Raw genomic sequence first — 23,493 nt, 5'->3', positions numbered from 1 at the left:
CAGTACTCCGACCCTTGGTTTTTGGGCCGGTGGGACTGGCGGTAGCCGTTACGCTTGCTGCTTATGGACTGAGTAAACGCGCTCAGGAGAATGAATCAACTGATTTGGAACGCTGGATAAGGCGGTGCTACTTTGGAAGAGCGGACGAAAAGCCTGCCATTCATTGGAATAGTCCAGAGCATGCGGATATCGCCTTTGCCGAACTCAATGCCGTCACGCTAGGCGTCCAGGCGAAGGTGGATTTTGAGTCGCGCTTGGCGACTGATCCAGGTCTCCCGAAAATAGGTGGTTTAATTAGTATTGAAACAATTAGAAGGCTCAAGTTTTTCATAGTTTTTCCCATGTACAATGAACGGCGTTCGGGATACCGCTGGAGATTGATTGTACACCGTCGCGGTGATGGTATTCATCCTGATTACGTTGGTGGGGAAGTTATTGCTTCGGGCGATTTTTTTGCAAATTCTGCTGAATCCCTATCATCATCCTCTTCATTTTCTAGCTTTGCATCGCCATGGCTCCCCGACTATGAGCGCGACTATGCAATTGAGAGAAAAAAATATTCTTCTGACGATGCGAGACTCTGCCAGTTAGAAATTTCAGGTTCGATACCGCTCATGGCGACTATAGGAAAATCCACAATTTTAGCAGCTACGCTGTTGGTGATGTACTGGCCGGATCGGAGCCTGCCTAGTGGGTACCTTGAAGTTTGCGTCAGGGAGATTAACGAGTGAAACGTGATGCCAAAGTTTTGTGGGAACGTGCTTTAGGCTGGAGTTATGATCTGCCCAAGATGGACGAAGTGCCAAAGTGGCGGATTGGGTGGGCGAGTGTAAAGCCAGCCCCCAACTATTTCGATGGCGTGTATCTCGAATTGCCGCGGAGCAGTACCAGTGTTCGCGGTTTTATATTCCTAATCGGCGTTCCTGGTTTGCTTTTTCTTCTCGGAGTGACGATTTACTTGTGCTGGAATTTTTTGCATGATGGTTGGCAGCGCGATTGGTTTATGAATTCATTGGTTATAATTATTACTCCGGCAATATTAGGGGCTTTGATTCCTGATATTAAGCTTGATTTGGTTGTTCCTAGGGATGAGCCAATTCGCTTCAATCGACTTCGCCAAAAGATATATATTTATGAGTTTCGATATGATCGCATTTTCATCTTCAGCCGCAAACACTGGGGCGTCAAACCGGTCGCCTACAACTGGGACGACGTAACCGCCGAAGTCTACCGAGTCTACGCCCCCGGCCACGGCGGCCTGATCGAAAACGTCATGCTGTCGGTGCGCAACCCGGAAACCAACGAAGTCATCGACCGCGTGTTCTTCACCCACGACCTCTACCACGGCGAAGCCTACTGGGCCATCGCTCGGCTGTTCATGCAGCAAGGCCCCGAAGCCCTGCCGAAGTTCGTGCATCCACCCCGTGACTGGAACGATGACGATGGCCTGAGCCCCATGCACTGCCTGGCGCCGAAGGTTAAATGGCCAGAGGACATTGACCGTGAATCCCGCACCGCACCGTCTGAAGGAGAGGTCCGATGAAGCCTGTCGTCCTTGTAGGCCATCGACACTTCTGCCCGCTGCACGGCCCCAATCAGGTGGAAAGCGGCAGTGCCAGGTATACCTTCAATGGCCGGCCAGTTGCCAGGGTGGGGGACCGGACCACGTGTGGCGCAGTGATCGAGAGTGGCGCTGAGCATTTCCTGATCGAAGGCGCGGCCGTGGCGCGCATAGGTGATCGGACTGATCACGGCGGTGTGCTGGAAGAGGGCGATGCTGGCTGGATGCTGGATTGAGGGAACCCTGTTCGCGGGCAAGCCCGTGGCTACATCGATCGCGCTGGTTTACTGATTTGTTTGCCGGCTTGGGCGGCGACTTCCTGAGCCTGGCCGTCCCGTTGCTTGCCCTGGCGCGCCAGGCCCTCGAGTTGGGGTATCAGCATCCCCTCCGGCAAGTGCCGCCAGAACCGCCCGGGCATGTGCAGGCGTAAGGCATCGGGGTTGAGGCGGGCAGGGTTGAAGGTATGGCGGTAATAGGTGCGCCATAGCTCGGCGCCCGGGTCCTCAGCATTGTGGGCCCATTGGCGCCAGGCTTCAGGGCACTGGCGTTGGTAATCGAACGCCTGGCCGTCGAAACGTATGCCATCGCCCGGTGTAGCGATCAACCAGCGCAAACGCCCCAGCCGGTCGGCGAAGTGCGGGCTGGCACTTTGCAGAATGTCATGGGCCGGCTCGTGGTAAGCCACCAGGTCAAGCTGCAAAAGCTCAGCCAGTTCATCTGGCAGCGGCACGAAACGCACAAAGGCATGCAGGTGATGCGCCTCGCGGCTGACCTGTTTGATCCGCCGCTGCAGCTCGCTACCCAAGCGGTCACCGGCCAGCATGGCGGTGCGGTCGCCATGGGCCACGCGCCACAGCACCTCGTACAGCAGGTTCCAGCGTTGCTGGCCACGGTAGCGGGCAGCCTGTTCCAGCTGGCTTAGCAGCGCCGCCGGGACCTTGGCGCGAAAAGGGCCGGGGCCTGTTGGGGGCGTCGCTGGCACCGCCAACAAGTCAGCCATCGGCCCTTGCGACCAGGTGACCTGCGCGGGATCGATACCATGCCCCAGCAGCACCCGGGCCTGATCTCGCCAGGTGGTGAACAGGTCGTCGCAGTCGAGCGCGATCACCCCCACAACCCCATCTGCACCGGCGCTTGCGGTTCACGCAAGCGCGCCCGCAGCAGGCCACTGCGCAACTCGCCCTCGGCTGGGCGGTAGTCGCTGGTGACAATGAAAGGGCGGGCCTTGTCCAACACGCAGCGCAGCTGAATCAGGTCGTCATAGCGGATGCGTCGTTCGCGCCGCAACGCCACCAGGCGCTGCACACTGCGCAGGCCGATACCCGGAATACGCGCCAGCAACGCGGGCTCGGCGCGGTTCACGTCCAGTGGGAAGACCTCGCGGTTGGCCAGCGCCCAGGCCAGCTTGGGGTCGATGTCCAGCGCCAGGTTGCCGCTTTGGCCCAGCAGTTCGCCGGCCTTGTAACCGTAGCCACGCAGCAGGAAGTCAGCTTGGTACAGGCGGTGTTCGCGCAGCAGCGGCGGCGCGGCCAAAGGCACGCTGCCCGGGCTGTCGGGAATCGGGCTGAAGGCGGAGTAGTACACACGCTTTAGGCCATAGCCTTGGTACAGCGATTCGGCATTGCGTAGCAGGGTGCTGTCGTCGGTGCTGTCGGCGCCGACGATGACCTGGGTGCTTTGCCCAGCGGGGGTGAAGCGTGGGGCCTTGGGTTCGTTGGCCACAGCTTGTTGGCCGAGGTGGATCACGCCCATGGCCTGGCGAATGGTGTGTGCGTGTTTTTCCGGCGCCAAGCGCTTCAGGCTGGCGTCAGTGGGCAGTTCGATGTTGACGCTGAGGCGGTCGGCCAGGCGGCCGGCCTCTTCGATCAGCAGCGGGTCGGCATCAGGGATGGTCTTTAGATGAATGTAGCCGCGGAAGTTGTGTTCCTCGCGGAGCAATCGGGCCACGCGGATCAATTGCTCCATGGTGTAGTCCGCCGAGCGGATAATGCCAGAGCTCAGGAACAGGCCACTGATGCAGTTGCGCCGGTAGAAATCCAAGGTCAGGCGTACTACCTCTTCGGGGGTGAAGCGGGCGCGGGGCACATTGCTGGAGCGGCGATTTACGCAGTACTGGCAGTCGTACAGGCAGAAGTTGGTCAGTAGCACCTTGAGCAGTGATACGCAGCGGCCGTCGGGAGTATAGCTGTGGCAGATGCCTATGCCGTTGGTAGCGCCCAGGCCATCAGCGCCGCGCGAGTTGCGCTTGGGCGCGCCGCTGCTGGCGCAGGAGGCGTCGTACTTGGCGGCGTCGGCGAGGATGCCGAGTTTGGCGATGAGTTGCATGGGTCTATCCCGAATACTGATTATTCATACAGTATTTTGAGAAGGCTCCGATTGCAAGTGCCTGTGACGAATACAGCGTTAATGGTGCGCTCGGCATACCCGACTAAATCCCTCAGCTAAGCTTGTAGCTGGACTTTTCGGACAGCAGTGGGGCGTGTGTTGCCCCGCGGGAGCGAATATGACGATCACGATCAAGCCAAAGTTGGCGCTTGCGGGGTTAGTAGTGGCGTTGGGCATGCTCAATGCCCAGGCGGCAGAGCCCAACAAGGTCGATGTTTTGCTGGTAGGCGGCGGCATCATGAGCTCGACTTTAGCGGTATGGCTCAACGAACTCGAGCCGGGCTGGTCGATGCAAATGGTCGAACGCCTGGACAAGGTCGCCGAAGAAAGCTCCAACGGCTGGAACAACGCCGGCACCGGGCATTCGGCCTTGGCCGAACTGAACTACACGCCGGAAAAAGACGGCAAGATCGACATCAGCAAGGCGGTGGAGATCAACGAGTCGTTTCAGGTCACCCGCCAGTTCCTCGCCTGGCAGGTGAAGCAGGGCGTGCTGAAAAACCCGCATTCCTTCATCAACACCACCCCGCACATGAGCTTTGTCTGGGGTGACGACAATATCCGCTTTCTGAAGAAGCGCTATGAGGCGCTGCAGGCCAGCCCGCTGTTCAAGCCCATGCAGTATTCCGAAGACCCTGAGCAGATTCGCAAGTGGGTGCCGCTGATGATGGAAGGGCGTGACCCCAAGCAGAAATTAGCCGCGACCTGGACGCCGATCGGCACCGACGTCAACTTTGGCGAGATTACCCGGCAGTACGTGGGCTACCTGCAGACCCAGCCGAACTTCAACCTCACGCTCTCCACCGAGGTGCAGGCGATCACGCGTAACGGTGACGGCTCCTGGCATGTCGAGTACAAGAACCTCAAGGATGGCAATACCGCAGCCACCGACGCCAAGTTCTTGTTCATCGGTGCTGGCGGCGCGGCGCTGCCATTGCTGCAGAAGTCAGGGATAGACGAAGCCAAGGACTATGCCGGCTTCCCGGTCGGTGGTTCGTTCCTGGTCACTGACAACCCGGCCATCGCCCAACGCCATATGGCCAAAGCCTACGGCATCGCCGCCACCGGTGCACCGCCAATGTCGGTTCCGCACTTGGACACCCGCGTGCTCGATGGCAAGCACATGATCCTGTTTGGGCCGTTCGCCACCTTCTCGACCAAGTTCCTCAAGCAGGGTTCACTGCTTGACCTGTTTGCCAGTGTCAGTGTGCACAACACCTGGCCAATGGTGCGGGTTGGGGTGCGCGAGTTTGACTTGGTGCAGTACCTGGTCGGCCAGGTGCTGCAATCGGACGATGATCGCTTCGAAGCACTGCGCACCTACTTCCCCGAGGCAAAAAAGGAAGACTGGCGGCTGTGGCAAGCGGGCCAGCGGGTGCAGATCATCAAGAAAGACGAGGCGTTGGGTGGCGTGCTCAAGCTCGGTACTGAAGTGGTTACTTCGAAGGACGGCAGCATCGCCGGCTTGCTCGGCGCCTCGCCCGGCGCCTCCACCGCGCCGCCGATCATGCTTGAGGTGCTGAACAAGGTGTTCAAGGACAAGGTGGCATCCGCCGAGTGGCAGGCGAAGATCAAACAGATCATCCCGTCCTACGGCATTCGCCTGAACGACCACCCCGACCAGGTACAGCAGGAGTGGGCGTACACCAACGAGCTGCTGCAGCTTGATCCTCCGGCGAGCACCACTGCGCCCTAGTAAAACCAGCTGTCTGCCACTAAGTCGAGCCCGCCCAGGCGAAGTGGTAGACGTGGCTGGGGGCGTTGGCCTGGCACTGGCCATTGTCGGCATCGGCACCGACCACATACCACTCGGCGCGTGAGGTCTCGCCCAGCCTGCGCGCTTTGTCGGCAGTGAAGCAGCGGCCCAGTTCCGTGGCCGGGACCAAGGCGAAGGCGGTGGGGTTGTGACGTAGCCAATAGGCGGCTGCCTCCACCTTTGATTGCTCGGTGAAACCGAAGTGCACGATGGGTTGCCGGGCAAACAGCCAGTGCCCCTCACGCCAGTTGACCAGTACCAGTTCGGCGCCGCCGGTGGCGCGCGCGGCTTCACTCATCAAGGTGTCATGCGGGTTGTGGCCTTCTTTCAGGGGTTCGACGAAGCCGCGTGCGAACCACAGCGCGAACCAGGCCAAGGCCACGGCAGTGAACGCTTTGCGCCACGCTGGTCGGCGCTGTAGCCAGCGCTTGAGCAGCCACGGCAGCAGTGGTGCGATGGCTAACACCAGGCCTGGCAACGCGGGGAAGATGTAAATTTTGCGCTTGCCGCTGCTGAGGCTGAAAAACAGCAGCACCAGCGCCACCCAGCCGAGCAGCAGCAGGAAGCGCCCGTCGCGCTTTTGCAGCTGCCGGCGCCAGGCCGGTACCAGCCAGGGCAGGGCCAGCACCAGGGGCAGCCAGTACTTGGGGATGACCTTGACGAAAAAATACCAGAACGGTTCGCGATGGTCCCAGGCATTGGCATAGCGGCTGGCGGTCTGGCGCAGCAGGATTTCCGTCAGGTAGGCCAGCTCCGCCGCACCACCGCCATGGGCAATCGACGCCAGCAAAGGCACCAGCCACACCGCGCAACCGCCCAGCAGCCACACCAGGCCCAGGCTCCAGCGCCAAGCCTGGCCCGGCATGGCCACCACCCCATGCCAGCGCTGGCGCACCGCCCAGGCATAGGGCAGCAGCATCAGTGCTGGGACAAAGCCCACGCCTTTGCTGATGATGCCCAGCCCCATGGCCGCGCACGCGAGGTAGAACCAGCCCCAGGCGGGCCCCAGCAGCAGATGGCGAACCATGCCATAGAAGCCCAGCGCCACCCACAGGCACAGGAAGCTATCGATCTGCCCGGTGCGCAGGATGCTGTAGCTCTGATAGGTGGCCAGGAAAAGCAGGGCGGCGATGACGCCGATGCGCCGGTGCCACAGGCGCCGCCCGAGGTCATGTAGCACCCAGGTGATGGTTGCCGCCGACAACAGCCCAGGCAGGTACAGGGCGACCGTGGGCGAGCCGGTCAGGTGGCTGAACAGGGCCACGGTCCACATGAACAGCGGTGGCTTGTCGCCGTAGATCTCCGCTGCTCGGTGCGGGATGAACCAGTTGCCGCTCTGCAGCATTTCCAGGGCGACGCCGAGAAAGCGTTCTTCGTCCACATTCATCGGTTGGCGCCAGCCGATACCCGCGCCTACCAGCAATAGCGCGAGGGTAATCAGGGCCAGGCGCTCGGCCCCGAGGGTGTTGAACCTTGGCACAGGCTATTCCTTCTGTTCCTGGTGGCGGGCGATCAACTGCAAGTTGCGCAGGTAAACCAGAAAGCCGAAGCTCTGGCCGATGATGAACACTGGGTCCTGGCGGTAGATGGCGTAGGCCAGCAGCAACGCACTGCCGAGCATGCTCAGGTACCAGAAGCCCACCGGGATCACGCTGCGGCGCTTGAACTCGCTGTACAGCCATTGCAGCACGAAGCGCCCGGTAAACACGGCCTGGCCGGCGAAACCGATGACCAACCAGAGCGTATCGCGGGTCATCCTTCGAGCTCCTGAGGGCGCGCATCCAGGCGGGTGCGGCGGATCAGCCACCAAACCCCGAACAGGTCGAGGATGCCAACCAGGGCGCGGTCCAGGTTGCCGTACTTGGACACCCCGGCGTGACGTGGCCGGTGGTTGACCGGGTGCACCAGCATGCGGCCGTTGTGGCGCAGGATCAGCGCCGGGATGAAACGGTGCATGTGGTCGAAATAGGGCAGGCGCAGGAAGGCCGCACGCTCGATCAGTTTCAACCCGCAGCCGGTGTCTGGCGTGGCGTCCTTGAGCAGGCGGCGGCGCAGGCCGTTGGCAAAGCGTGAGGCCCAGCGCTTGCTGGCGCTGTCGCGACGGTTGACCCGGTGCCCGGCCACCAGCTTGACGCCGCCGGCCAGGTCCTGGTTGGCACGTACCAAGGCCAGCATGCCGGGGATGTCCGCCGGGTCGTTCTGGCCATCGCCGTCCAGGGTCGCTAGCCAGCGCCCGCGAGCCGCCTGGGCGGCATGCCACAGCGAGGTACTTTGGCCTAGCGAACGCGGGTGACGAAGTATGCGCAGTTGCTTGTAACCCTGGCTTTTTAGTTGCTGCAGTACGCTTAGGGTGCGGTCGTTGCTGCCGTCATCGACCACCAGCACTTCATAGTCTTCAGCCGCCAGTGCGGTGCGTATTTCCATCAGCAGTGACGGCAGGTTGTCGACCTCGTTCTTGGCCGGAATGAGTACCGAGAGGTCCAGTGGATCTGTCATGGGGCTACCTGTGATCTTGTTGTGGTTGCGCGGATCAAACCCGGTAGAAATCCCGGTACCAGCCAACGAAGGCGTTGACGCCGTGTGCCAGCGAAGTGCCTGGGGAGTAGTTGATCCAGCGCGCCAGCGCGCCCACGTCCGCCCAGGTTTCCAGCACGTCACCGGCTTGTTGCGGCAGGTAGTCGCGCCGTGCCTTGATGCCTAAAGCCTGCTCCAGGCAGTCGACAAAGTGCAGCAGCCGTACCGGCTGGCCGCGGCCGATGTTGAACAGCTGGCAGGGCGGTTGCCCCTCGGCTGGCTGTGGCGGTTTCCGGCGCAAGCGCACGATGCTTTCGACGATGTCGTCGATGTAGGTGAAGTCACGCCCCATCAGGCCGTTGTTGTAGACCTCGATCGGCCGGCCTTCGAGCATTGCTCGGGTAAACTTGAACAGCGCCATGTCGGGGCGGCCCCAGGGGCCGTAGACGGTGAAAAAGCGCAGGCCGGTGGTTGGCAGCTGGTACAGGTGGGCATAGCTGTGCGCCATCAGCTCATTGGCGCGCTTGCTGGCGGCATACAGTGACATCGGCTGCTCGACCGGGTCGTCTTCGCGGAACGGCAGCTTGGCGTTGGCGCCGTACACCGAACTGCTGGAGGCGTAGATCAGGTGGGCGGGTGGCTGCTGGCGGCAGGCCTCAAGGATGTTGAGAAAACCCACCAGGTTGGCCTGGCCATAGGCGCCGGGGTTGTCCAGCGAATAACGCACCCCGGCCTGCGCCGCCAGGTGGATCACTTCAGTGAAAGCCTGCCCGGCGAACAGCTGTTGCAGTTCAGCTGGGTTGGCGATGTCGAGGATGTGGAAGCGGAAGTTGGCCAAGCCGAGCAACTGCTGCAGGCGCGCCTGCTTCAGCTGGACGCTGTAGTAGCCATTGAGGTTATCGATACCGACCACTTCAATGCCTGCCTCGCACAAGCGGCGGGCGAGGTGGTAGCCGATGAAGCCGGCAACGCCGGTAATCAGTACGGGCATGTTGGCTGCACCTGGCCACGGCCGATGCCGTAGTACGTCAGGCCGGCGGCGGCCATGTGTTCGGGTTCGAACAGGTTGCGCCCGTCGAACACCACCCGGTCAGCCAGCTGTTGCGGCACTTTGTCCAGGTTGAGCACGCGGTAGTCCTGCCATTCGGTGACGATCACCAAGGCATCGGCGCCATGCAGCGCATCGTCCTTGCACGGCGCCAGCAGCAAATCGGGCCGGGGGCCATAATGCCGCTGGATCTCCTCCATCGCTTGCGGGTCATGGGCCTGCACCCGCGCGCCGGCGGCCCACAGGGCTTCCAGCAGGACCCGGCTGGAAGCCTCGCGGATGTCGTTGGTATTGGGTTTGAACGACAACCCCCACAAGGCGAACACCTTGCCGCGCAGGCCGCGTGGGTAGTGGCGCTGGATTTTGCTGAACAGCCGGCCCTTTTGCTGCTGGTTAACCGACTCCACCGCGCGCAGCAGTTGAGGCTCGAAACCTTCGGCCTCGGCGCTGCGGCGCAGGGCCTGCAAGTCTTTGGGGAAGCACGAGCCGCCAAAGCCACAGCCGGCGTAGATGAAGTCGTAGCCGATGCGCGGGTCTGAGCCGATGCCGCGGCGCACCATTTCGATGTCGGCCCCCAGGTGCTCGGCCAGGTTGGCGATTTCATTGATGAAGGAGATCTTGGTCGCCAGCATGCAGTTGGCGGCGTATTTGGTCAGTTCGGCACTGCGCGCGTCCATGACCATGAGCTTTTCGCGGTTGCGGCTGAACGGCAGGTACAGCTCGCGCAGCAGTTCCACTTCGGCCGGTTCCGCGCCGCCGATGATGATGCGTTCAGGGCGCATGCAGTCGTCCACTGCCGAGCCTTCCTTGAGGAATTCGGGGTTGCTGATGACCTGGAAACGCCCGGTGTCGGCCACAGCCTGGGCGATGCGCGCCTTGATGCGCTGCACCGTGCCGACCGGCGCGGTGGATTTGTTGACGATGACCTTTGGGCCATGGGCATGTTCGAGGATGCTGTCGACCACGGCAAACACGTGCTTCAGGTCGGCGCTGCCATCGGCCTGTGGCGGGGTGCCAACGGCAATGAACTGCAACCTGGCATAGTTGGCCGCCTCCCCGGCATCGGTGGTGAAGCGCAGGCGGCCACAGGCCAGGTTTTTTTGCAGCAGCGGCGCAAGGCCGGGCTCGAAGAGCGGGCAATGGCCTTCATTAAGGGTGGCGACCCGCTTGGCGTCGACGTCCATGCACAACACCGAGTGCCCCACTTGGGCCAGGCACACTGCCTGGGTGAGGCCGACATAGCCGGTACCGAAAACCGTGACCTTCATTTAACAGCTCCTTGGCGAGAAAGCTGAAAAAAAATGTCACATTGTTGTTTAGGAATTGTGACCTACGCAGGCCGTCGTCGCTTGGGCAACAGCCCATAGCTGTTGGCGGAACCACCGACGCAAGGGGTCGGTATGGGTGCGTTGGTGCCAGATCTGCATCACCTCGACTGCAGGCAGTGCCAACGGCAGTGGGTACATGAGCAGGTCGTCATCACGTTCGGTGGCTTCGATGGCCAACGAGCGTAGGCACGTTAGCAGCAGGTCGGTGCCGCGCAGCAGGCGCGTGGGTGCGACGAAACTCGATAGGCCAGCCACGACCCGTCGGTGCTTGCCTTGCGTGTGCAATGCGCGGTCGACCAAGCCGTCAAGGTCGCCGGTGAGTGTGGTGAGCAGGTGTTCGCTGGCAAGGAAGGTGTCGAGGTCCAGGCCATTGCCCAGGCCTGGATGGCTGCGTGAGGCCAGCACTACAAAGTGCTCGCTGAGCAGCCGCTGTTGGTGGAAGGTTTCTGGCAGGTCGCTGTAAAACCCGGCAACGGCCAAGTCACAGGTGCCTTTTTCCAATTCTTCGCGGGGTAGTAGCCCGCGTGTGTTGTGGGTGACCAATGCCAGGTTCGGTGCCTGGCTGCGCAGAATCGGCAGCAGCCTGGGTAACAGTGTTTGTTCCACATAATCGGTGCTGTACAGGTGCAGGCGGGCAGGGCGGCTGAGAAAGTCCAGCCCTTCGCAGCGTTCATAAAAACCTTCCAAGCCCTCAACCAGGCGTTCTACTTCGGGCGCCAACTCATGGGCGCGCGGCGTGGGCGTGAGCCCCCTGGGCGCGCGCACGAACAAAGGGTCGCCAAACTGATGGCGCAACTTGTTGAGCTTGTGGCTGAGCGCAGGCTGGCTCAGGGCCATGCGCTGGGCGGCGAGGGTAGCGTTGCGTTCCTGGTACAGCACATGGAACAGGTACAGCAGGTTGAGGTCCTTGCTGGTGATATTCATTTTCTGGATCACAGGCATGCAGGCTTTCGAATTATCGAATCATAGCCTTGCCGTTAGTCTGTGCGCATCCCGCCAACGTCAGCGGATCGCCCATTTGCCAGATCAGGAGATTGTTGTATGACCAAAATGTCCAAGCTTGCCTTGGCTGTTGCCAGCACATTGCTTGCTGCTGGCGCCCATGCCGCGCCGAAGGGCGAGGTGCTGGTGCTGCTGTCCAGCGAGCAGCAGCTGCCGCTGCAGGATGGCAAACACTACGCCACCGGCTACTACCTCAACGAGTTCGGGGTGCCTGCCGACCAGTTGCTGAAAGCGGGCTACAAGCTGGTACTGGTTACCCCCAAGGGCAATGCCCCTCGTGTCGACCAGCGTTCGATCGACCCAAGTTACTTTGCCGGTGATGCCGCCGAGATGCGCCGGATCGAGAAGGTCGTGCAAGGCCTACCAGGTATCGACGATACGCTGTCGGTGAAAGAGGTGCTGGCGGGAGACCTGGGCCGCTATGCCGGGTTGTTCATACCTGGCGGCCACGCGCCGTTGATCGACCTTGCCAACAACCCGGACGTGGGCGTGTTGCTGCGGCACTTCCACCAGGCTGGCAAACCCACTGCGGCCATCTGCCATGGCCCCATTGCCTTGCTCTCGGCCCAGCAGGACCCGGCAGGCTACCAGTCGGCGCTGGCGCGTGGCGAAAAGCCGGCGGCCAATGACTGGTTGTACAAGGGCTACAAGATGACCATTTTCTCCGACCCGGAGGAGCAGGTATTCGAGGGCTCGCTCAAGGATCAGCGCTTGTTGTTCTACCCGGCCAATGCCATGGCGTCAGCGGGGGGGAACATGGGCTACGCCAAGGCCTGGCACCCCAACGTGGTGGTGGACCGCGAACTGATCACTGGGCAGAACCCGTTCTCCGACAAGGCGCTGGCCAAGGTGCTGTTGGAAAAATTGAGTGAGCGGGCAAAGCGCACCGATCAAGGCATCTAGACTTAAAATTGGCCTGCATTGGGTAAAAGCAAGGCAGGCCGACACCATCCAATCGACCACCGCCTCCCCGGAGCAAACGTCCCTCGTTGGCGATGGCCTTCTTGAAGAGGAGGGCAGGTCATGGACGAGGCAAGGCTTCACGACTTCATGGGCAAGCTGGTGGGCGACATGGGCGCGGCGGCGACCTTGGCCAACGTTATTCTTGGCGATGAACTGGGGTTGTATCGGGCCATGGCCGACAGCCAGCCGACCACCCCGGAGGCGCTGGCAGAAAAGACCGGCTGCCACCCGCGGCTGGTGCGCGAATGGCTGAACGCGCAAGCCGCCTCGGGCTATATGGTGCATGACAATGGCCGCTTCGTGTTGCCAGAAGAGCAGGCCATGGCCCTGGCGCTGGAGGATTCCCCGGCGTACATGGCCGGTGGCGCGTCAGTAATAGCGGCGCTGTTTCATGACAAGGACAAGCTGGTCGCCGCCATGCGCAGCGACGGCGGGCTGGCCTGGGGCGACCACCACCCGTGCATGTTCAGCGGCACCGAGCGGTTCTTCCGGCCGGGCTACCGCACCTTTCTGGTAGCTGAATGGCTACCGGCGCTGGAGGGCGTGGTGGCGAAGTTGCAGGCAGGCGCCAAGGTGGCGGACGTGGGCTGTGGGCATGGTGCTTCGACGCTGGTCATGGCCCAGGCATTTCCGGCGTCCACCTTCGTCGGCTACGACTACCATGGGCCTTCCATCACCATTGCCAACGAGCGTGCGCGCGAGGCAGGTTTGGCGCAGCGGGTGAGTTTCCAGCAGGCCAGTGCCAAGGACTACCCGGGGCATGACCATGACCTGGTGTGCTTTTTCGATTGCCTGCACGACATGGGCGACCCGGTGGGGGCCGCGAAGCATGCCTACCGCGCGTTGAAGGCCGACGGCACGGTGATGCTGGTGGAACCGTATGCCGAGGATTCGCTGGAGGGCAACCTGACGCCGGTTGGGCGTTTGTTCTATGCGGCGTCGACGTTCATCTGCACACCGAACTCGTTGTCGCAGGAGGTGGGGCTGGGGCTGGGGGCGCAGGCCGGGGAGGCGCGCTTGCGGGCGGTGTTCGAAGAGGCGGGGTTCAGCCGGTTCCGCCGGGCCACGCAAACGCCGTTCAACCTGATTCTGGAGGCCCGTAAGTAGAGGCCGGGCCTGCGAAAGCAGAAGGGGCGCCTTATTGGTGCCCCTTCTGTTGTGCTGCTTAGGCTTCAGCGTCCCACGGACGATCGCCTTTTTCATCTTTGACGCGGGTCGGCAGGCCCATCACGTCCAGCGCCTTGAGGAACGGCTCGGCGGGCAGCTCCTCGACGTTGACCATGCGCTTGGCATCCCACTCGCCACGGGCAACCAACAGGGCGGCAGCCACTGGCGGTACACCGGCGGTGTAGGAAATACCCTGGCTGTCGGTCTCGGCGTAGGCTTCTGCGTGGTCGGCCACGTTGTAGATGAACACTTCGCGCGGCTGGCCATCCTTGGTGCCTTTGACCAGGTCGCCGATGCAGGTCTTGCCGGTGTAGCCTGGGGCCAGCGAGGCTGGGTCGGGCAGCACGGCCTTGACCACTTTCAGCGGTACCACTTCCAGGCCTTCGGCAGTTCTCACCGGTTGCTCGGAGAGCAGGCCAAGGTTTTTCAGCACGGTGAACACGTTGATGTAGTGCTCGCCGAAGCTCATCCAGAAGCGCACGTTCGGCACGTTGAGGTTCTTCGAAATCGAGTGAACTTCGTCGTGGCCGGTCAGGTACAGGTTTTGCGAACCCACCACTGGCAGGTCGTCGGTACGCTTGACCTCGAACATGCTGTTGCTGGTCCACTGGCTGTTCTGCCAGCTCCACACTTGCCCGGTGAACTCGCGGAAGTTGATTTCCGGGTCGAAGTTGGTGGCAAAGTACTTGCCATGCGAACCGGCATTGACATCGAGAATATCGATCGAGTCAATCTGGTCGAAGTATTGCTGCTGCGCCAGTTTGGCGTAGCTGTTCACCACACCCGGGTCGAAACCGACACCGAGAATGGCGGTAATGTTCTTTTGTTGGCACTCTTCGAGGTGTTTCCACTCGTAGTTGCCGTACCACGGCGGGGTTTCGCAGATTTTGCCCGGCTCTTCGTGGATGGCGGTGTCCAGGTAGGCCACGCCGGTATCGATGCAGGCGCGCAGCACCGACATGTTGAGAAACGCAGAGCCCACGTTGATCACGATCTGCGATTCGGTCTCGCGGATCAGTGCCTTGGTGGCCTCGATATCGAGGGCGTTGAGCGAGAAGGCTTGGATATCGGCGGGTACCTTGAGGCTACCCTTGGCCTTGACGCTGTCGATGATGGCCTGGCATTTGGAGATGTTCCGTGACGCGATAGCGATACGACCCAGTTCGTCGTTATGCTGCGCGCACTTGTGGGCCACCACCTTGGCGACACCTCCTGCACCAATGATAAGAACGTTCTTCTTCAATTTACCTTTTGCTCCTTACTTGGTAAGCCGGTCTTACGACAGGCTGGAAACGTAGTCTTCAAAACCGAACTCGCGGACCACTTCGACGCTGCCGTCGAGTTGCTTGACCACGATGGAAGGCATCTTCAGACCGTTGAACCAGTTTTTCTTGACCATGGTGTAACCCGCCGTGTCGATGAACGACAGGCGATCGCCAATGGCCAGCGGACGATCGAATTGGTATTCGCCGAAGATGTCACCAGCCAGGCACGATTTGCCGCAGACCATGTAGGTGTGCTCGCCATGGTTGGGGGCCATCTTGGCATTGAGGCGGTAAATCAGCAGGTCGAGCAGGTGCGCTTCGATCGAGCTGTCGACCACGGCCAGGTGCTTGCCGTTGTACAGGGTGTCGAGCACAGTGACTTCCAGCGAAGCACTGTTGGTGATGGCGGCTTCGCCGGGCTCCAGGTATACCTGCACGCCGTACTGTTCCGAGAAGGCTTTAAGGCGCGCGCAGAAGGCGTCTACCGCATAGTCTTCACCGGTGAAGTGAATGCCGCCACCCAGGCTGACCCAGTCAACCTTGTGCAACAGGTGGCCGAAGCGCTCTTCGATATGCGTGAGCATCTTGTCGAACAGGCCGAAGTCACCGTTCTCGCAGTTGTTGTGGAACATGAAGCCAGAGATCTGCTCGATCACCTGTTCGATCTTTGCCGGGTCCCATTCGCCCAGGCGGCTGAACGGGCGCGCCGGGTCGGCCAGCAGGTAGTCGGAGCTGCTGACCTGTGGGTTGACGCGCAGACCACGGACTTTGCCTTCGGACTGTTCGGCGAAGCGCTGCAGTTGGCCGATCGAGTTGAAGATGATCTTGTCGCAGTTCTCAAGCATTTCCTCGACCTCGTCGTCGGCCCAGGCCACGCTGTAGGCATGGGTTTCGCCGGCGAACTTCTGGCGGCCGAGCTTGAGCTCGAAGAGGGACGACGAGGTGGTGCCGTCCATGTACTGCTGCATCAGGTCGAAGACCGACCAGGTGGCAAAGCACTTGAGGGCCAGCAACGCTTTGGCACCGGAGTGTTCGCGCACGTAGGCGATCTTCTCCATGTTGCTGAGCAGCTTGGTTTTATCGATGAGGTAATACGGCGTCTTGATCATTTAAGGCCCCCGGCCAGGCCGGCCAAAAAAAGGACACGCATTGTGCCTTCACTTGCCGCATACCGAAAGGGTGGGATACGCATTTCGTCAGGGTTGCTGACATTGCGAGGGGGTTTTCCGGTTGCGACGGGCTCAGTAGAACAGCGGCATGTGACTATCGTAATCACCGGCAGTGGGCAGCAAGGAGAATCCGATGAGCTACGTTGTGCATGGGATGGCACGGGCTGCGCCCGTGTTCGCGGGTGAACCCGCTCCTACAAGGATTGCGCCGGCTTCGAGTGCTGTGCAACCCGATGGGCGCCCTATGAGAGCGGGTTCACCCGCGAAGAGGCCGGTACAGGCAACCTCAATCGACCTGCTTCAACCACGCCCGGATCTGCTCCAGCGTCGCTGTAGCCCCGCCACACACCACCACCAGCACATTCTGGTAGTTCGCCAGGGCGCCGGGGGCATACGCCAATGCCAGCGCCGCCCCGCACGCCGGCTCTACCAGCACGCGATGGTCCAGCAAGAACCGCTCGCAGGCTTCCAGCGCCGCGCGGTCGGTGACCAGATGGCTACGCACCGGGTGCTGCTGCACGCACACCAGCGCCTGATCGGCGACACGCTTGGCCCCCAGTGATGTCGCCACCGAGGCGATGCGTTCGAGTTCCGCCGAATGCCCGGCCTGCATGGCCGCATGCAGCGATGCCGCGCCCTCGGTCTCCACCGCCAGCACTGGCACATCGCCCCAGCCGTTGCGCTGCAGCCCCTCGACCACGCCGCTGAGCAAACCGCCACCACCCACCGACAACACCACGGCATCCGGCTTTACGCCAGCCTCGGCAACTTCATCCACCAGGCTGGCATGCCCGGCCCACAGCAGCGGGTCGTCGAACGGGTGGATAAAGGCGTCATCCGCGCCGACCAGGGTTTGCGCCAGGGTGTTGGCCTCTTGCCAGGAGCTGCCGTGCACCACCACCTTGGCGTCTTCCAGGCGTAGCAGCTGCTTGGCCCGCTCGGTGGTGGTCTCGGGCACTACCACGGTCACCGGCACGCCCAGCTTGCGCCCGGCATAGGCCACCGCCAGGCCGGCGTTACCACCCGAGGAGGAAACGAAGTGCCGCGCGCCACGGGCATGGTGCACTTCGCAGGCGTGGCCCACGCCACGCAGCTTGAACGAGCCGCAGGGCTGCAGGGCATCGAGCTTGAGCCAGATGTTGCGGCCTGCGGCCAGCGACAGCGGGCGGGATTCGAGCAGGGGGGTATGGATATGCAAGGTCATTGCTGGGCTCCGCGCAGTTGTTCGAGGTAGTTGTAAATGGTGTAACGGGTCACGCCCAAGGCGCTGGCAGCCTTTTCCACGCCGCCCTTGACGATGAACAGGCCGCGCTCCTGCATCACGCGCACGGCCTCGACCTTGGCCTGCTTGTTCATCCGCCCCTGGCCACTGCGCTGCAGTGAGGCCTGGATGATCTCGTTCATCAACAGTTCCATGTCAGCGGGCTCATCGACGCTAGGTGCGACGCCCAGCGGTTGGAACTGCTGGAGAAAACTCATGGCCGCGTCCAGGCCGGTAACGTCGGTGTTGATACAGAGGCTGGCAAAGGGGTGGCCGCTGCTGTCACGGAAGATTGCCGTGGCGCTGCGTAAGCTGCGGCCCTTGAGGGTGGTGGGGTAGTCGGGCAGCACGACCGGCTCGCCGCCATGCTGGTCGGCAGAGGCCTGCAGCAGTGCCTTGAAACCCTGGTCCTGTTCGGGGGCCGCGAGGATTGGGCTGCCGACGCTGCGGCCAGAAAGATGGCCGTTGACGATCGCCACCACGGAGTGCTCTGGGTGGTCGAGGTCATGCAGGAGGATTTCCATGTTGCGCGCGGCAACGCTGCCCAAGGCCTGGATGGCGGCTTTGAGCACGGTGAGGGTGAGCTGGCGTTCTTCACGGGGAGTAATGGGCATGGCAAATCGCGCATATCAACATTTTGTGTATTTTTACACGTTAAGTTGAATTTCGCGATTTACTTTTTCAGGCCCATTCGCGGGCCAGCCCGCTCCCACAGGTACTCTAGCAGCCCGGTGGAGTACCTGTGGGAGCGGGCTTGCCCGCGAATGGGCCGCAAAGCGGCCCCTGTAAAACTCAGCCCAAGGCTGGGGTGCGCGGTGGGATCATCCGTCGCGAACCGGTGGCTTCAAAGGCCGCACCAAAGCTCAGCAGCGCGTTGTCGCTGTAAGCCCGGCCAGCAAAGGTCAGCCCCACCGGCATGCCGATATCGGCCATCACGCCCATCGGTACGGTCACGGTTGGCACGCCCAGGTGACGGATCGCCAGGTTGCCGTTGGCCACCCAGATACCGTTGCTCCAGGCGATGTCCGCCGATGCCGGGTTGACGTCGGCATCCGCCGGGCCCACGTCGGCCACGGTGGGGAACAGCACCGCGTCCAGGCCCAGGTTGTCCATCCAGTCTTCCAGGTCCAGCTTGCGGGTCTGCTCCAGGCCGCGCAGGCCGTCGGGCAGGGTCTCGATCTGGTCCCAGGTCTTCAGGCCACGCTTGGCCATGTTGACGTACTCGTCCATGCCAGCGGCCAGGTCGTCCTCACGGTTGGGCAGGGTACCCGGGTCGTGGGGGAAGATTTGTGGGCCATCGACATCGGCCAGGCGGTTAAGCTTGGGATCGTTGTTGGCCCGCAGGAAGTCGTCGAAACCCCAACCCGACAGCTCCCACAGCTCATCATGCAGGAACTCTTTGCTGACGATGCCACGGTTGTACACGGTCGGTGCGCCTGGGCGGTCGCCCTCGCAGTTGGACACCAACGGGAAGTCCACTTCCAGCACTTCGGCGCCGGCCGCCTCCAGGGCCTGGCGTGCCTGCTGCCACAGGTCGATCACCGTAGCGCGGGTGTTGATGCGTTGGCCGGTTGGGCCGCCGATGCCGGGTTTTTCTGAGGTACCAGCCTCGGCATCAGCGTTGATGTACATGCGTGGCACGCCAAAGCGCTTGCCCTTGAGCGCGCTGGCATCCACCGCCAGGTCCAGGTACGAAGCCGGGCGCACCTCGGATGCCGCGGGGATGGGTACCCAGGGTTGCAGGCGCCACAGGTCGCCGCGCTTGTCGGCGTCATCGGCTACCACCACGTCGAGGATTTCCAGCAGGTCGGCCATGGTGCGGGCAAACGGCACCACCACGTCCATGGTGGGCGTCAGCGGCCAGTTGCCACGTACCGAGATCACCCCGCGCGACGGGGTGTAGGCACACAGGCCGTTGTTGGAAGCCGGGCCACGGCCGCTGGACCAGGTTTCTTCGGCCAGGCCGAAGGCGCTGAAGCTGGCGGCGGTGGCGGTACCAGCACCGTTGGACGAGCCGGAGGCGAAGGGCGCAGTCAGGTAGTTGGCGTTATACGGGCTTTCGGCGCGGCCATACACGCCACGCTGCATGCCACCGTTGGCCATGGGCGGCATGTTGGTCTTGCCCAGGCACACGGCGCCGGCGGCGCGCAGGCGTTCGATGGTAAAGGCGTCGCGCTGGGCCACCAGGTCCTTGAAGGCCGGGCTGCCGGAGGCAGCGGTCAGGCCTTTGACCAAGTAGCTGTCCTTGGCGGTGTAGGGGATACCGTCCAGCGGGCTCAATACCTGGCCTTTGGCGCGGCGGGCGTCGGATGTCTCGGCTTCGTTCAGCGCCTCTGGGTTACGCACCACCACGGCGTTCAGGGCCGTGGCGGTGTCGGCGCCATCGTAGGCGTCGATACGCGCCAAGTAGGCCTTGACCAGCTCGACCGCCGTCGTGCGGCCCGACTCGAGCGCATCGCGCAGCTCGGCAATGGAAACCTCGGTTACCTCGATCATGCGTTCACCAAAAAATTGTGCAGGTGGGGGCTAATGCGAGGAGTGTACAAGAAGGGCTTGACGGGCGCAGGCTTGCGCGGGGGCAAATGGTTTTATGCAGGCGGGCATTGTCGGGGCCTGCTGAAGGCATGAGCGGCCCCGATTGCGCTCAGTCCAAGTCCGCTGCTACATGCCGCTCCGGTACCTGGCTGGCCTCATCGCCCCAGGTCCGGTTCACCCGGGTACCGCGTTGCACCGCCGGGCGCAGGGCAATCTCCTCGGCCCAGCGCTGCACATGCGGGTACTCGTCCACCGCCAGAAACTCCGCCGCACCATACAGGTTGCCGCGCACCAACTGGCCGTACCACGGCCACACGGCGATGTCGGCGATGCTGTATTGCTCGCCGCCCAGGTAGCGGCTTTCGGCCAGGCGACGGTCGAGTACATCCAGCTGACGCTTGGCTTCCATAGTGAAACGGTTGATTGCGTATTCGAACTTTTCCGGCGCATACACATAGAAGTGGCCAAAGCCACCGCCCAAGTAAGGTGCCGCGCCCATTTGCCAAAACAGCCAGTTCAGGCTCTCGGTACGTGCAGCCGGCGACTGGGGCAGCAGAGCGCCGAATTTTTCCGCCAGGTACAACAGGATCGAGCCCGACTCGAACACCCGCACCGGCGGTTCGACGCTGCGGTCGAGCAGGGCGGGGATCTTCGAGTTGGGGTTGACCTGGACGAAGCCGCTGGAAAACTGGTCGCCCTCGCCAATGCGGATCAGCCAGGCATCATATTCGGCGCCTTGATGGCCCAGCGCGAGCAGCTCTTCGAGCGCAATGGTGACCTTGACACCATTGGGCGTGGCCAGGGAGTACAGCTGCAGCGGGTGCTTGCCCAGCGGCAAGTCCTTGTCGTGCGTGGGGCCAGCAACCGGGCGGTTGATGCTGGCGAACTGGCCGCCGGACGCTGCGTCGTTGCGCCAGACCTTGGGTGGCACGTAGGCAGGCTTGCTCATGCATGAGTCTCCTTCAATGGCGCGAAACGGTCACGTAAAGACGTCGACCTACATCTATGCCACGGGTTCGGCAAAAAGCGCAATTGCATAACACGCCGGCGCAAAACACATGACCATGGTTTCATCCAGGTTTCATCCGGCCCACGCCAGGGCGGTTCTATGCTGGGCTACTGATTGCCCTGCACGGAATTGCCGGCAGATGAAAATCCCTTGCCGTGTGTTGGCGCTTGCCCTGCTCGGCGGCCTGCTGGCCCAGGCCGACGCCGCGCCGCGGGTCGCCGGCCTGCACCACATGACCCTGGCCGACCCGGTCGATGCCCGCCCGATGCAAGCGCTGGCGTTTTACCCGGCCGTTGGCGAACCCCGCAGCCGCCGCCTGGACGGTTATCCAATCGTCGTGGCCGAAGAAGCGCCCGTGGCCATGGGGCAGTTCCCGTTACTGGTAGTGTCCCACGGCAATACCGGTAGCCCGCTGGCTTTGCATTACTTGGCAACGTGGCTGGCGCGGCAGGGTTTTGTCGTGGTGGCGGTGGTGCACCCTGGGGACAACGCCCGCGACCACAGCCGCTTGGGCACCCTCAGCAACCTCTATGGCCGGCCGCTGCAAATCAGTGCAGCCATCACCGCCGCTCGCGATGACACCTTGCTGGGGCCCTACCTGAGCGATGGCAAGGTGGGGGTGATCGGCTACTCGGCGGGGGGTGAAACGGCGTTGATCCTGTCGGGTGCACGCCCCGACCTAGACCGCTTGCGCCGGTACTGCCTGGATCGCCCAGAAGACGCCGACGCCTGCAAAACCCACGGTGTACTGATTGCCGACCGCAGCGAACTGGCGCCGGTGGCTGACCCACGGGTGGGCGCGGTCATGCTGATGGCGCCGCTAAGTTTGCTGTTTGGGCGCCATGCCTTGGCCGGCGTGCAGGTGCCGGCGCTGATCTATAGCGGCGACAGCGACCAGCTGGTGGCGGTGGACCGGAACGCCGAAGCCTTGGCGCGCAAGCTGCCGGTCACGCCAGACTACCGCCGCTTGGCCGGCGCCGGGCACTTCGTGTTCATGGCCCATTGCGATGCCGAGCAGTACGCGCGGATGCCGGCGCTGTGCAAGGACGCCGAAGGCGTGGATCGCCGCCATATCCACCATTCACTGCAACGCGAAACCGCGGCGTTCTTCAGCCAGGCGCTGGGCGCGCCGCAGCCGGCCGAGCGTTCAGCGGCGACCAGCGCGCCGCGCCAGCAACAGCGTTAGGCCTACACCGGCCAGGGCCAGCAGCGCCGCCACACAGAAGATCGAGGCATAGCCCAAGTGTGCGGCCACTGCACCCATCACCGGCCCAGCGACAGCCAGGGCCAAGTCGAAAAATACCGCGTAGGCGCCCAGCCCCGCGCCGCGGCTGCTGCTGGGCACCTGCTTGATCGCCTCCACCCCCAGCGCCGGGTACACCAGCGACAACCCAAAACCGGTAAGCCCCGCGCCGACCAGCGCTAATGGCGGCGATGGCGCTAGCCACAGCAGGCTGAGGCCAAGCACTTCGGTGGCCATGCACGCGACCGCCACGGTGTAACCACCAAACCGGTTGACCGCGTTGACGAATAGCAACCGCGAAATGATGAAGCACACACCGAACGCGCTTAGGCACCAGGCCGCGCCGGCCCAGCCGCGCTCCAGGTAATACAGAGTGACGAAGGTGGTCAGGGTGCCATAGCCAATCGAAGCCAAGGTTAGCCCTAAGCCACAGGGCGCGACCCGGCCGAATGCCGACCAGAAGGGTAGGCGCTCGCCGCGCACTACCACTACGTCAGGCCGCTTGCGCAGTACCAGCAAAGCGAGCAGCGCCAGCACCAGTAATGTCGGCCCCAGCACGCTGAAGTCCAGCCCGTCCACAGCCAGTACGCCCACGGGGGCGCCAATGGCGATGGCGCCATAGGAGGCAATACCGTTCCAGGAAATTACCCTGGCGGTGTGTTCGGGGCCGACCTGGTTGATGCCCCAGCTCAGCGTGGCCACGCCAATCAACCCCTGGGCGATGCCCAGCAGCACGCGCCCGCCGAGCAGCAGTGCCAGACTCAGCAGCGGTAGGGGCAAGGTCCAGGCCGAAAACAGCGTCAACACCCCGCAGCCGGCAATCCCCAGCAGGCCGAAGCGAATGGCCCGTTTGCCGCCCAGGCTATCTGCCACTCGCCCGGCAAACGGGCGGCTGAGCAGGGTAGCCAGGTATTGCAGGCCAATGGTCACCCCAGCAACCACCGCGCCAAACCCCAGCTGGTCGTGCACATAGCTGGGCAGCACGGCAATCGGCAGGCCGATGCAGAGGAAGGCAATAAAGGTGTAGAAAACGATCGACAGGATCTGCAGGGTGATGCGCTGCGTGTTGCTGGCGGGGGAGGGTTGTTGCGCGGTCATGGGCTCGTTCGCGGGCGGGCGGTTGGGCGTGGTCCCATCATGGCCGTAGCGCGAAGGAAATGAAAGCAGGCTAACGAATTATTCGTTGGGGGAGTGTCAGCGTGTGAAATTGGCGCTAGGTTCTTCGCGGGCTCGCCCGTTCCCACAGGTACTTGATGGGCTTTAGAACCAGTGAAATTACTGTAGGAG

General features: G+C 62.5%; 22 protein-coding genes. 7 read left to right on the top strand and 15 right to left on the bottom strand.

The genetic code is table 11. From position 1 onward, the window contains the following. Positions 1–29 precede the first annotated feature (29 nt). The 3 genes from DV532_RS30270 to DV532_RS13250 are packed head-to-tail and all read left to right on the top strand — an operon-like array spanning position 30 to position 1,797. On the top strand, positions 30–731 hold the full coding sequence (locus DV532_RS30270) for a hypothetical protein (RefSeq protein WP_156675998.1): 702 nt from the start codon (positions 30–32) through the stop codon (positions 729–731). Continuing rightward, positions 728–1,543: a DUF6708 domain-containing protein gene (locus tag DV532_RS31230; RefSeq protein ID WP_330219491.1), complete on the top strand. Its 816-nt coding sequence runs from the start codon at positions 728–730 to the stop codon at positions 1,541–1,543. The genes DV532_RS30270 and DV532_RS31230 overlap by 4 nt, the downstream gene beginning before the upstream one ends. Continuing rightward, complete coding sequence (locus tag DV532_RS13250) at positions 1,540–1,797, top strand: PAAR domain-containing protein (RefSeq protein WP_056803911.1); 258 nt, start codon at positions 1,540–1,542, stop codon at positions 1,795–1,797. The genes DV532_RS31230 and DV532_RS13250 overlap by 4 nt, the downstream gene beginning before the upstream one ends. A 29-nt stretch (positions 1,798–1,826) precedes the next feature. On the opposite strand, the gene DV532_RS13245 is transcribed toward DV532_RS13250, so the two are convergent. Both DV532_RS13245 and DV532_RS13240 read right to left on the bottom strand, forming a co-directional pair. Continuing rightward, positions 1,827–2,675 carry a TIGR03915 family putative DNA repair protein gene (locus DV532_RS13245; protein WP_056803914.1) on the bottom strand — a complete coding sequence of 283 codons (849 nt, stop codon included), beginning with the start codon at positions 2,673–2,675 and terminating at the stop codon, positions 1,827–1,829. Next, entirely contained in the window at positions 2,666–3,886 is a 1,221-nt protein-coding gene (locus DV532_RS13240; protein ID WP_056803917.1) for a putative DNA modification/repair radical SAM protein, read from the bottom strand. Before DV532_RS13240 ends, DV532_RS13245 begins: the two co-directional genes overlap by 10 nt. 178 nt (positions 3,887–4,064) lie before the next feature. On the opposite strand from DV532_RS13240, the gene mqo reads away from it, so the two are divergent. Beyond that, positions 4,065–5,642 (top strand): malate dehydrogenase (quinone), encoded by a 1,578-nt coding sequence (gene mqo, locus DV532_RS13235; RefSeq protein WP_056803920.1) that lies wholly within the window; start codon positions 4,065–4,067, stop codon positions 5,640–5,642. A gap of 19 nt (positions 5,643–5,661) precedes the next feature. Here the strand turns inward: mqo and DV532_RS13230 are convergent, their stop codons facing one another. From DV532_RS13230 to DV532_RS13205, 6 genes are read right to left on the bottom strand one after another with little or no spacing between them, the layout of a single operon-like run. Continuing rightward, entirely contained in the window at positions 5,662–7,182 is a 1,521-nt protein-coding gene (locus DV532_RS13230; protein WP_056803922.1) for a glycosyltransferase family 39 protein, read from the bottom strand. A 3-nt stretch (positions 7,183–7,185) separates the two neighbouring features. After that, on the bottom strand, positions 7,186–7,458 hold the full coding sequence (locus DV532_RS13225) for a lipid-A-disaccharide synthase N-terminal domain-containing protein (protein ID WP_056803926.1): 273 nt from the start codon (positions 7,456–7,458) through the stop codon (positions 7,186–7,188). Continuing rightward, positions 7,455–8,198, bottom strand: coding sequence for a glycosyltransferase family 2 protein (locus tag DV532_RS13220; protein WP_056803929.1), 744 nt, complete (start codon positions 8,196–8,198; stop codon positions 7,455–7,457). Before DV532_RS13220 ends, DV532_RS13225 begins: the two co-directional genes overlap by 4 nt. A 34-nt stretch (positions 8,199–8,232) precedes the next feature. Next, positions 8,233–9,207, bottom strand: coding sequence for an NAD-dependent epimerase/dehydratase family protein (locus DV532_RS13215; RefSeq protein WP_056803932.1), 975 nt, complete (start codon positions 9,205–9,207; stop codon positions 8,233–8,235). After that, the gene (locus tag DV532_RS13210; protein ID WP_056803935.1) at positions 9,195–10,532 is read right to left on the bottom strand and encodes a UDP-glucose/GDP-mannose dehydrogenase family protein; all 1,338 of its coding nucleotides are present in this window, start codon (positions 10,530–10,532) and stop codon (positions 9,195–9,197) included. The genes DV532_RS13215 and DV532_RS13210 overlap by 13 nt, the downstream gene beginning before the upstream one ends. A gap of 48 nt (positions 10,533–10,580) precedes the next feature. Continuing rightward, positions 10,581–11,516: a LysR family transcriptional regulator gene (locus tag DV532_RS13205; RefSeq protein ID WP_056805369.1), complete on the bottom strand. Its 936-nt coding sequence runs from the start codon at positions 11,514–11,516 to the stop codon at positions 10,581–10,583. A gap of 117 nt (positions 11,517–11,633) precedes the next feature. Between DV532_RS13205 and DV532_RS13200 the strand changes: the two genes are divergently transcribed. After that, a complete protein-coding gene (locus DV532_RS13200) occupies positions 11,634–12,497 on the top strand; it encodes a type 1 glutamine amidotransferase domain-containing protein (protein WP_056803938.1) in 864 nt (287 codons plus the stop codon). Positions 12,498–12,617: 120 nt separating this feature from the next. Next, on the top strand, positions 12,618–13,664 hold the full coding sequence (locus DV532_RS13195) for a class I SAM-dependent methyltransferase (RefSeq protein ID WP_056803941.1): 1,047 nt from the start codon (positions 12,618–12,620) through the stop codon (positions 13,662–13,664). 58 nt (positions 13,665–13,722) lie between these two features. Here DV532_RS13195 and DV532_RS13190 read toward each other — a convergent pair whose 3' ends face one another. The 6 genes from DV532_RS13190 to yghU all read right to left on the bottom strand — a co-directional run bounded on the left by DV532_RS13190 (position 13,723) and on the right by yghU (position 20,903). Next, positions 13,723–14,967 (bottom strand): saccharopine dehydrogenase family protein, encoded by a 1,245-nt coding sequence (locus tag DV532_RS13190; protein ID WP_056803944.1) that lies wholly within the window; start codon positions 14,965–14,967, stop codon positions 13,723–13,725. A gap of 33 nt (positions 14,968–15,000) precedes the next feature. Beyond that, positions 15,001–16,098: a carboxynorspermidine decarboxylase gene (locus DV532_RS13185; RefSeq protein ID WP_056803947.1), complete on the bottom strand. Its 1,098-nt coding sequence runs from the start codon at positions 16,096–16,098 to the stop codon at positions 15,001–15,003. A gap of 346 nt (positions 16,099–16,444) precedes the next feature. Further along, positions 16,445–17,362, bottom strand: a complete 918-nt coding sequence (locus DV532_RS13180) for a pyridoxal-phosphate dependent enzyme (RefSeq protein WP_056803950.1) — start codon at positions 17,360–17,362, stop codon at positions 16,445–16,447. Then, positions 17,359–18,033 carry a transcriptional regulator gene (locus DV532_RS13175; RefSeq protein ID WP_056803954.1) on the bottom strand — a complete coding sequence of 225 codons (675 nt, stop codon included), beginning with the start codon at positions 18,031–18,033 and terminating at the stop codon, positions 17,359–17,361. The genes DV532_RS13180 and DV532_RS13175 overlap by 4 nt, the downstream gene beginning before the upstream one ends. A gap of 178 nt (positions 18,034–18,211) precedes the next feature. Then, positions 18,212–19,915, bottom strand: coding sequence for an amidase (locus DV532_RS13170; RefSeq protein WP_056803957.1), 1,704 nt, complete (start codon positions 19,913–19,915; stop codon positions 18,212–18,214). 148 nt (positions 19,916–20,063) lie between these two features. Then, positions 20,064–20,903, bottom strand: coding sequence for a glutathione-dependent disulfide-bond oxidoreductase (gene yghU / locus DV532_RS13165; RefSeq protein ID WP_056803961.1), 840 nt, complete (start codon positions 20,901–20,903; stop codon positions 20,064–20,066). Positions 20,904–21,102: 199 nt separating this feature from the next. Here yghU and DV532_RS13160 point away from each other — a divergent pair, with 199 nt between their 5' ends. Then, on the top strand, positions 21,103–22,149 hold the full coding sequence (locus DV532_RS13160; protein WP_056803965.1) for a dienelactone hydrolase: 1,047 nt from the start codon (positions 21,103–21,105) through the stop codon (positions 22,147–22,149). On the opposite strand, the gene DV532_RS13155 is transcribed toward DV532_RS13160, so the two are convergent. Further along, the gene (locus tag DV532_RS13155; RefSeq protein WP_056803967.1) at positions 22,111–23,304 is read right to left on the bottom strand and encodes an MFS transporter; all 1,194 of its coding nucleotides are present in this window, start codon (positions 23,302–23,304) and stop codon (positions 22,111–22,113) included. The genes DV532_RS13160 and DV532_RS13155 overlap by 39 nt on opposite strands. Positions 23,305–23,493: the final 189 nt, after the last annotated feature.

The organism is Pseudomonas sp. Leaf58 (assembly GCF_003627215.1).
Taxonomy (GTDB): domain Bacteria; phylum Pseudomonadota; class Gammaproteobacteria; order Pseudomonadales; family Pseudomonadaceae; genus Aquipseudomonas.
Note: the sequence above shows the minus strand (reverse complement) of the source record. Positions and strands in the feature narration are given on the sequence as shown.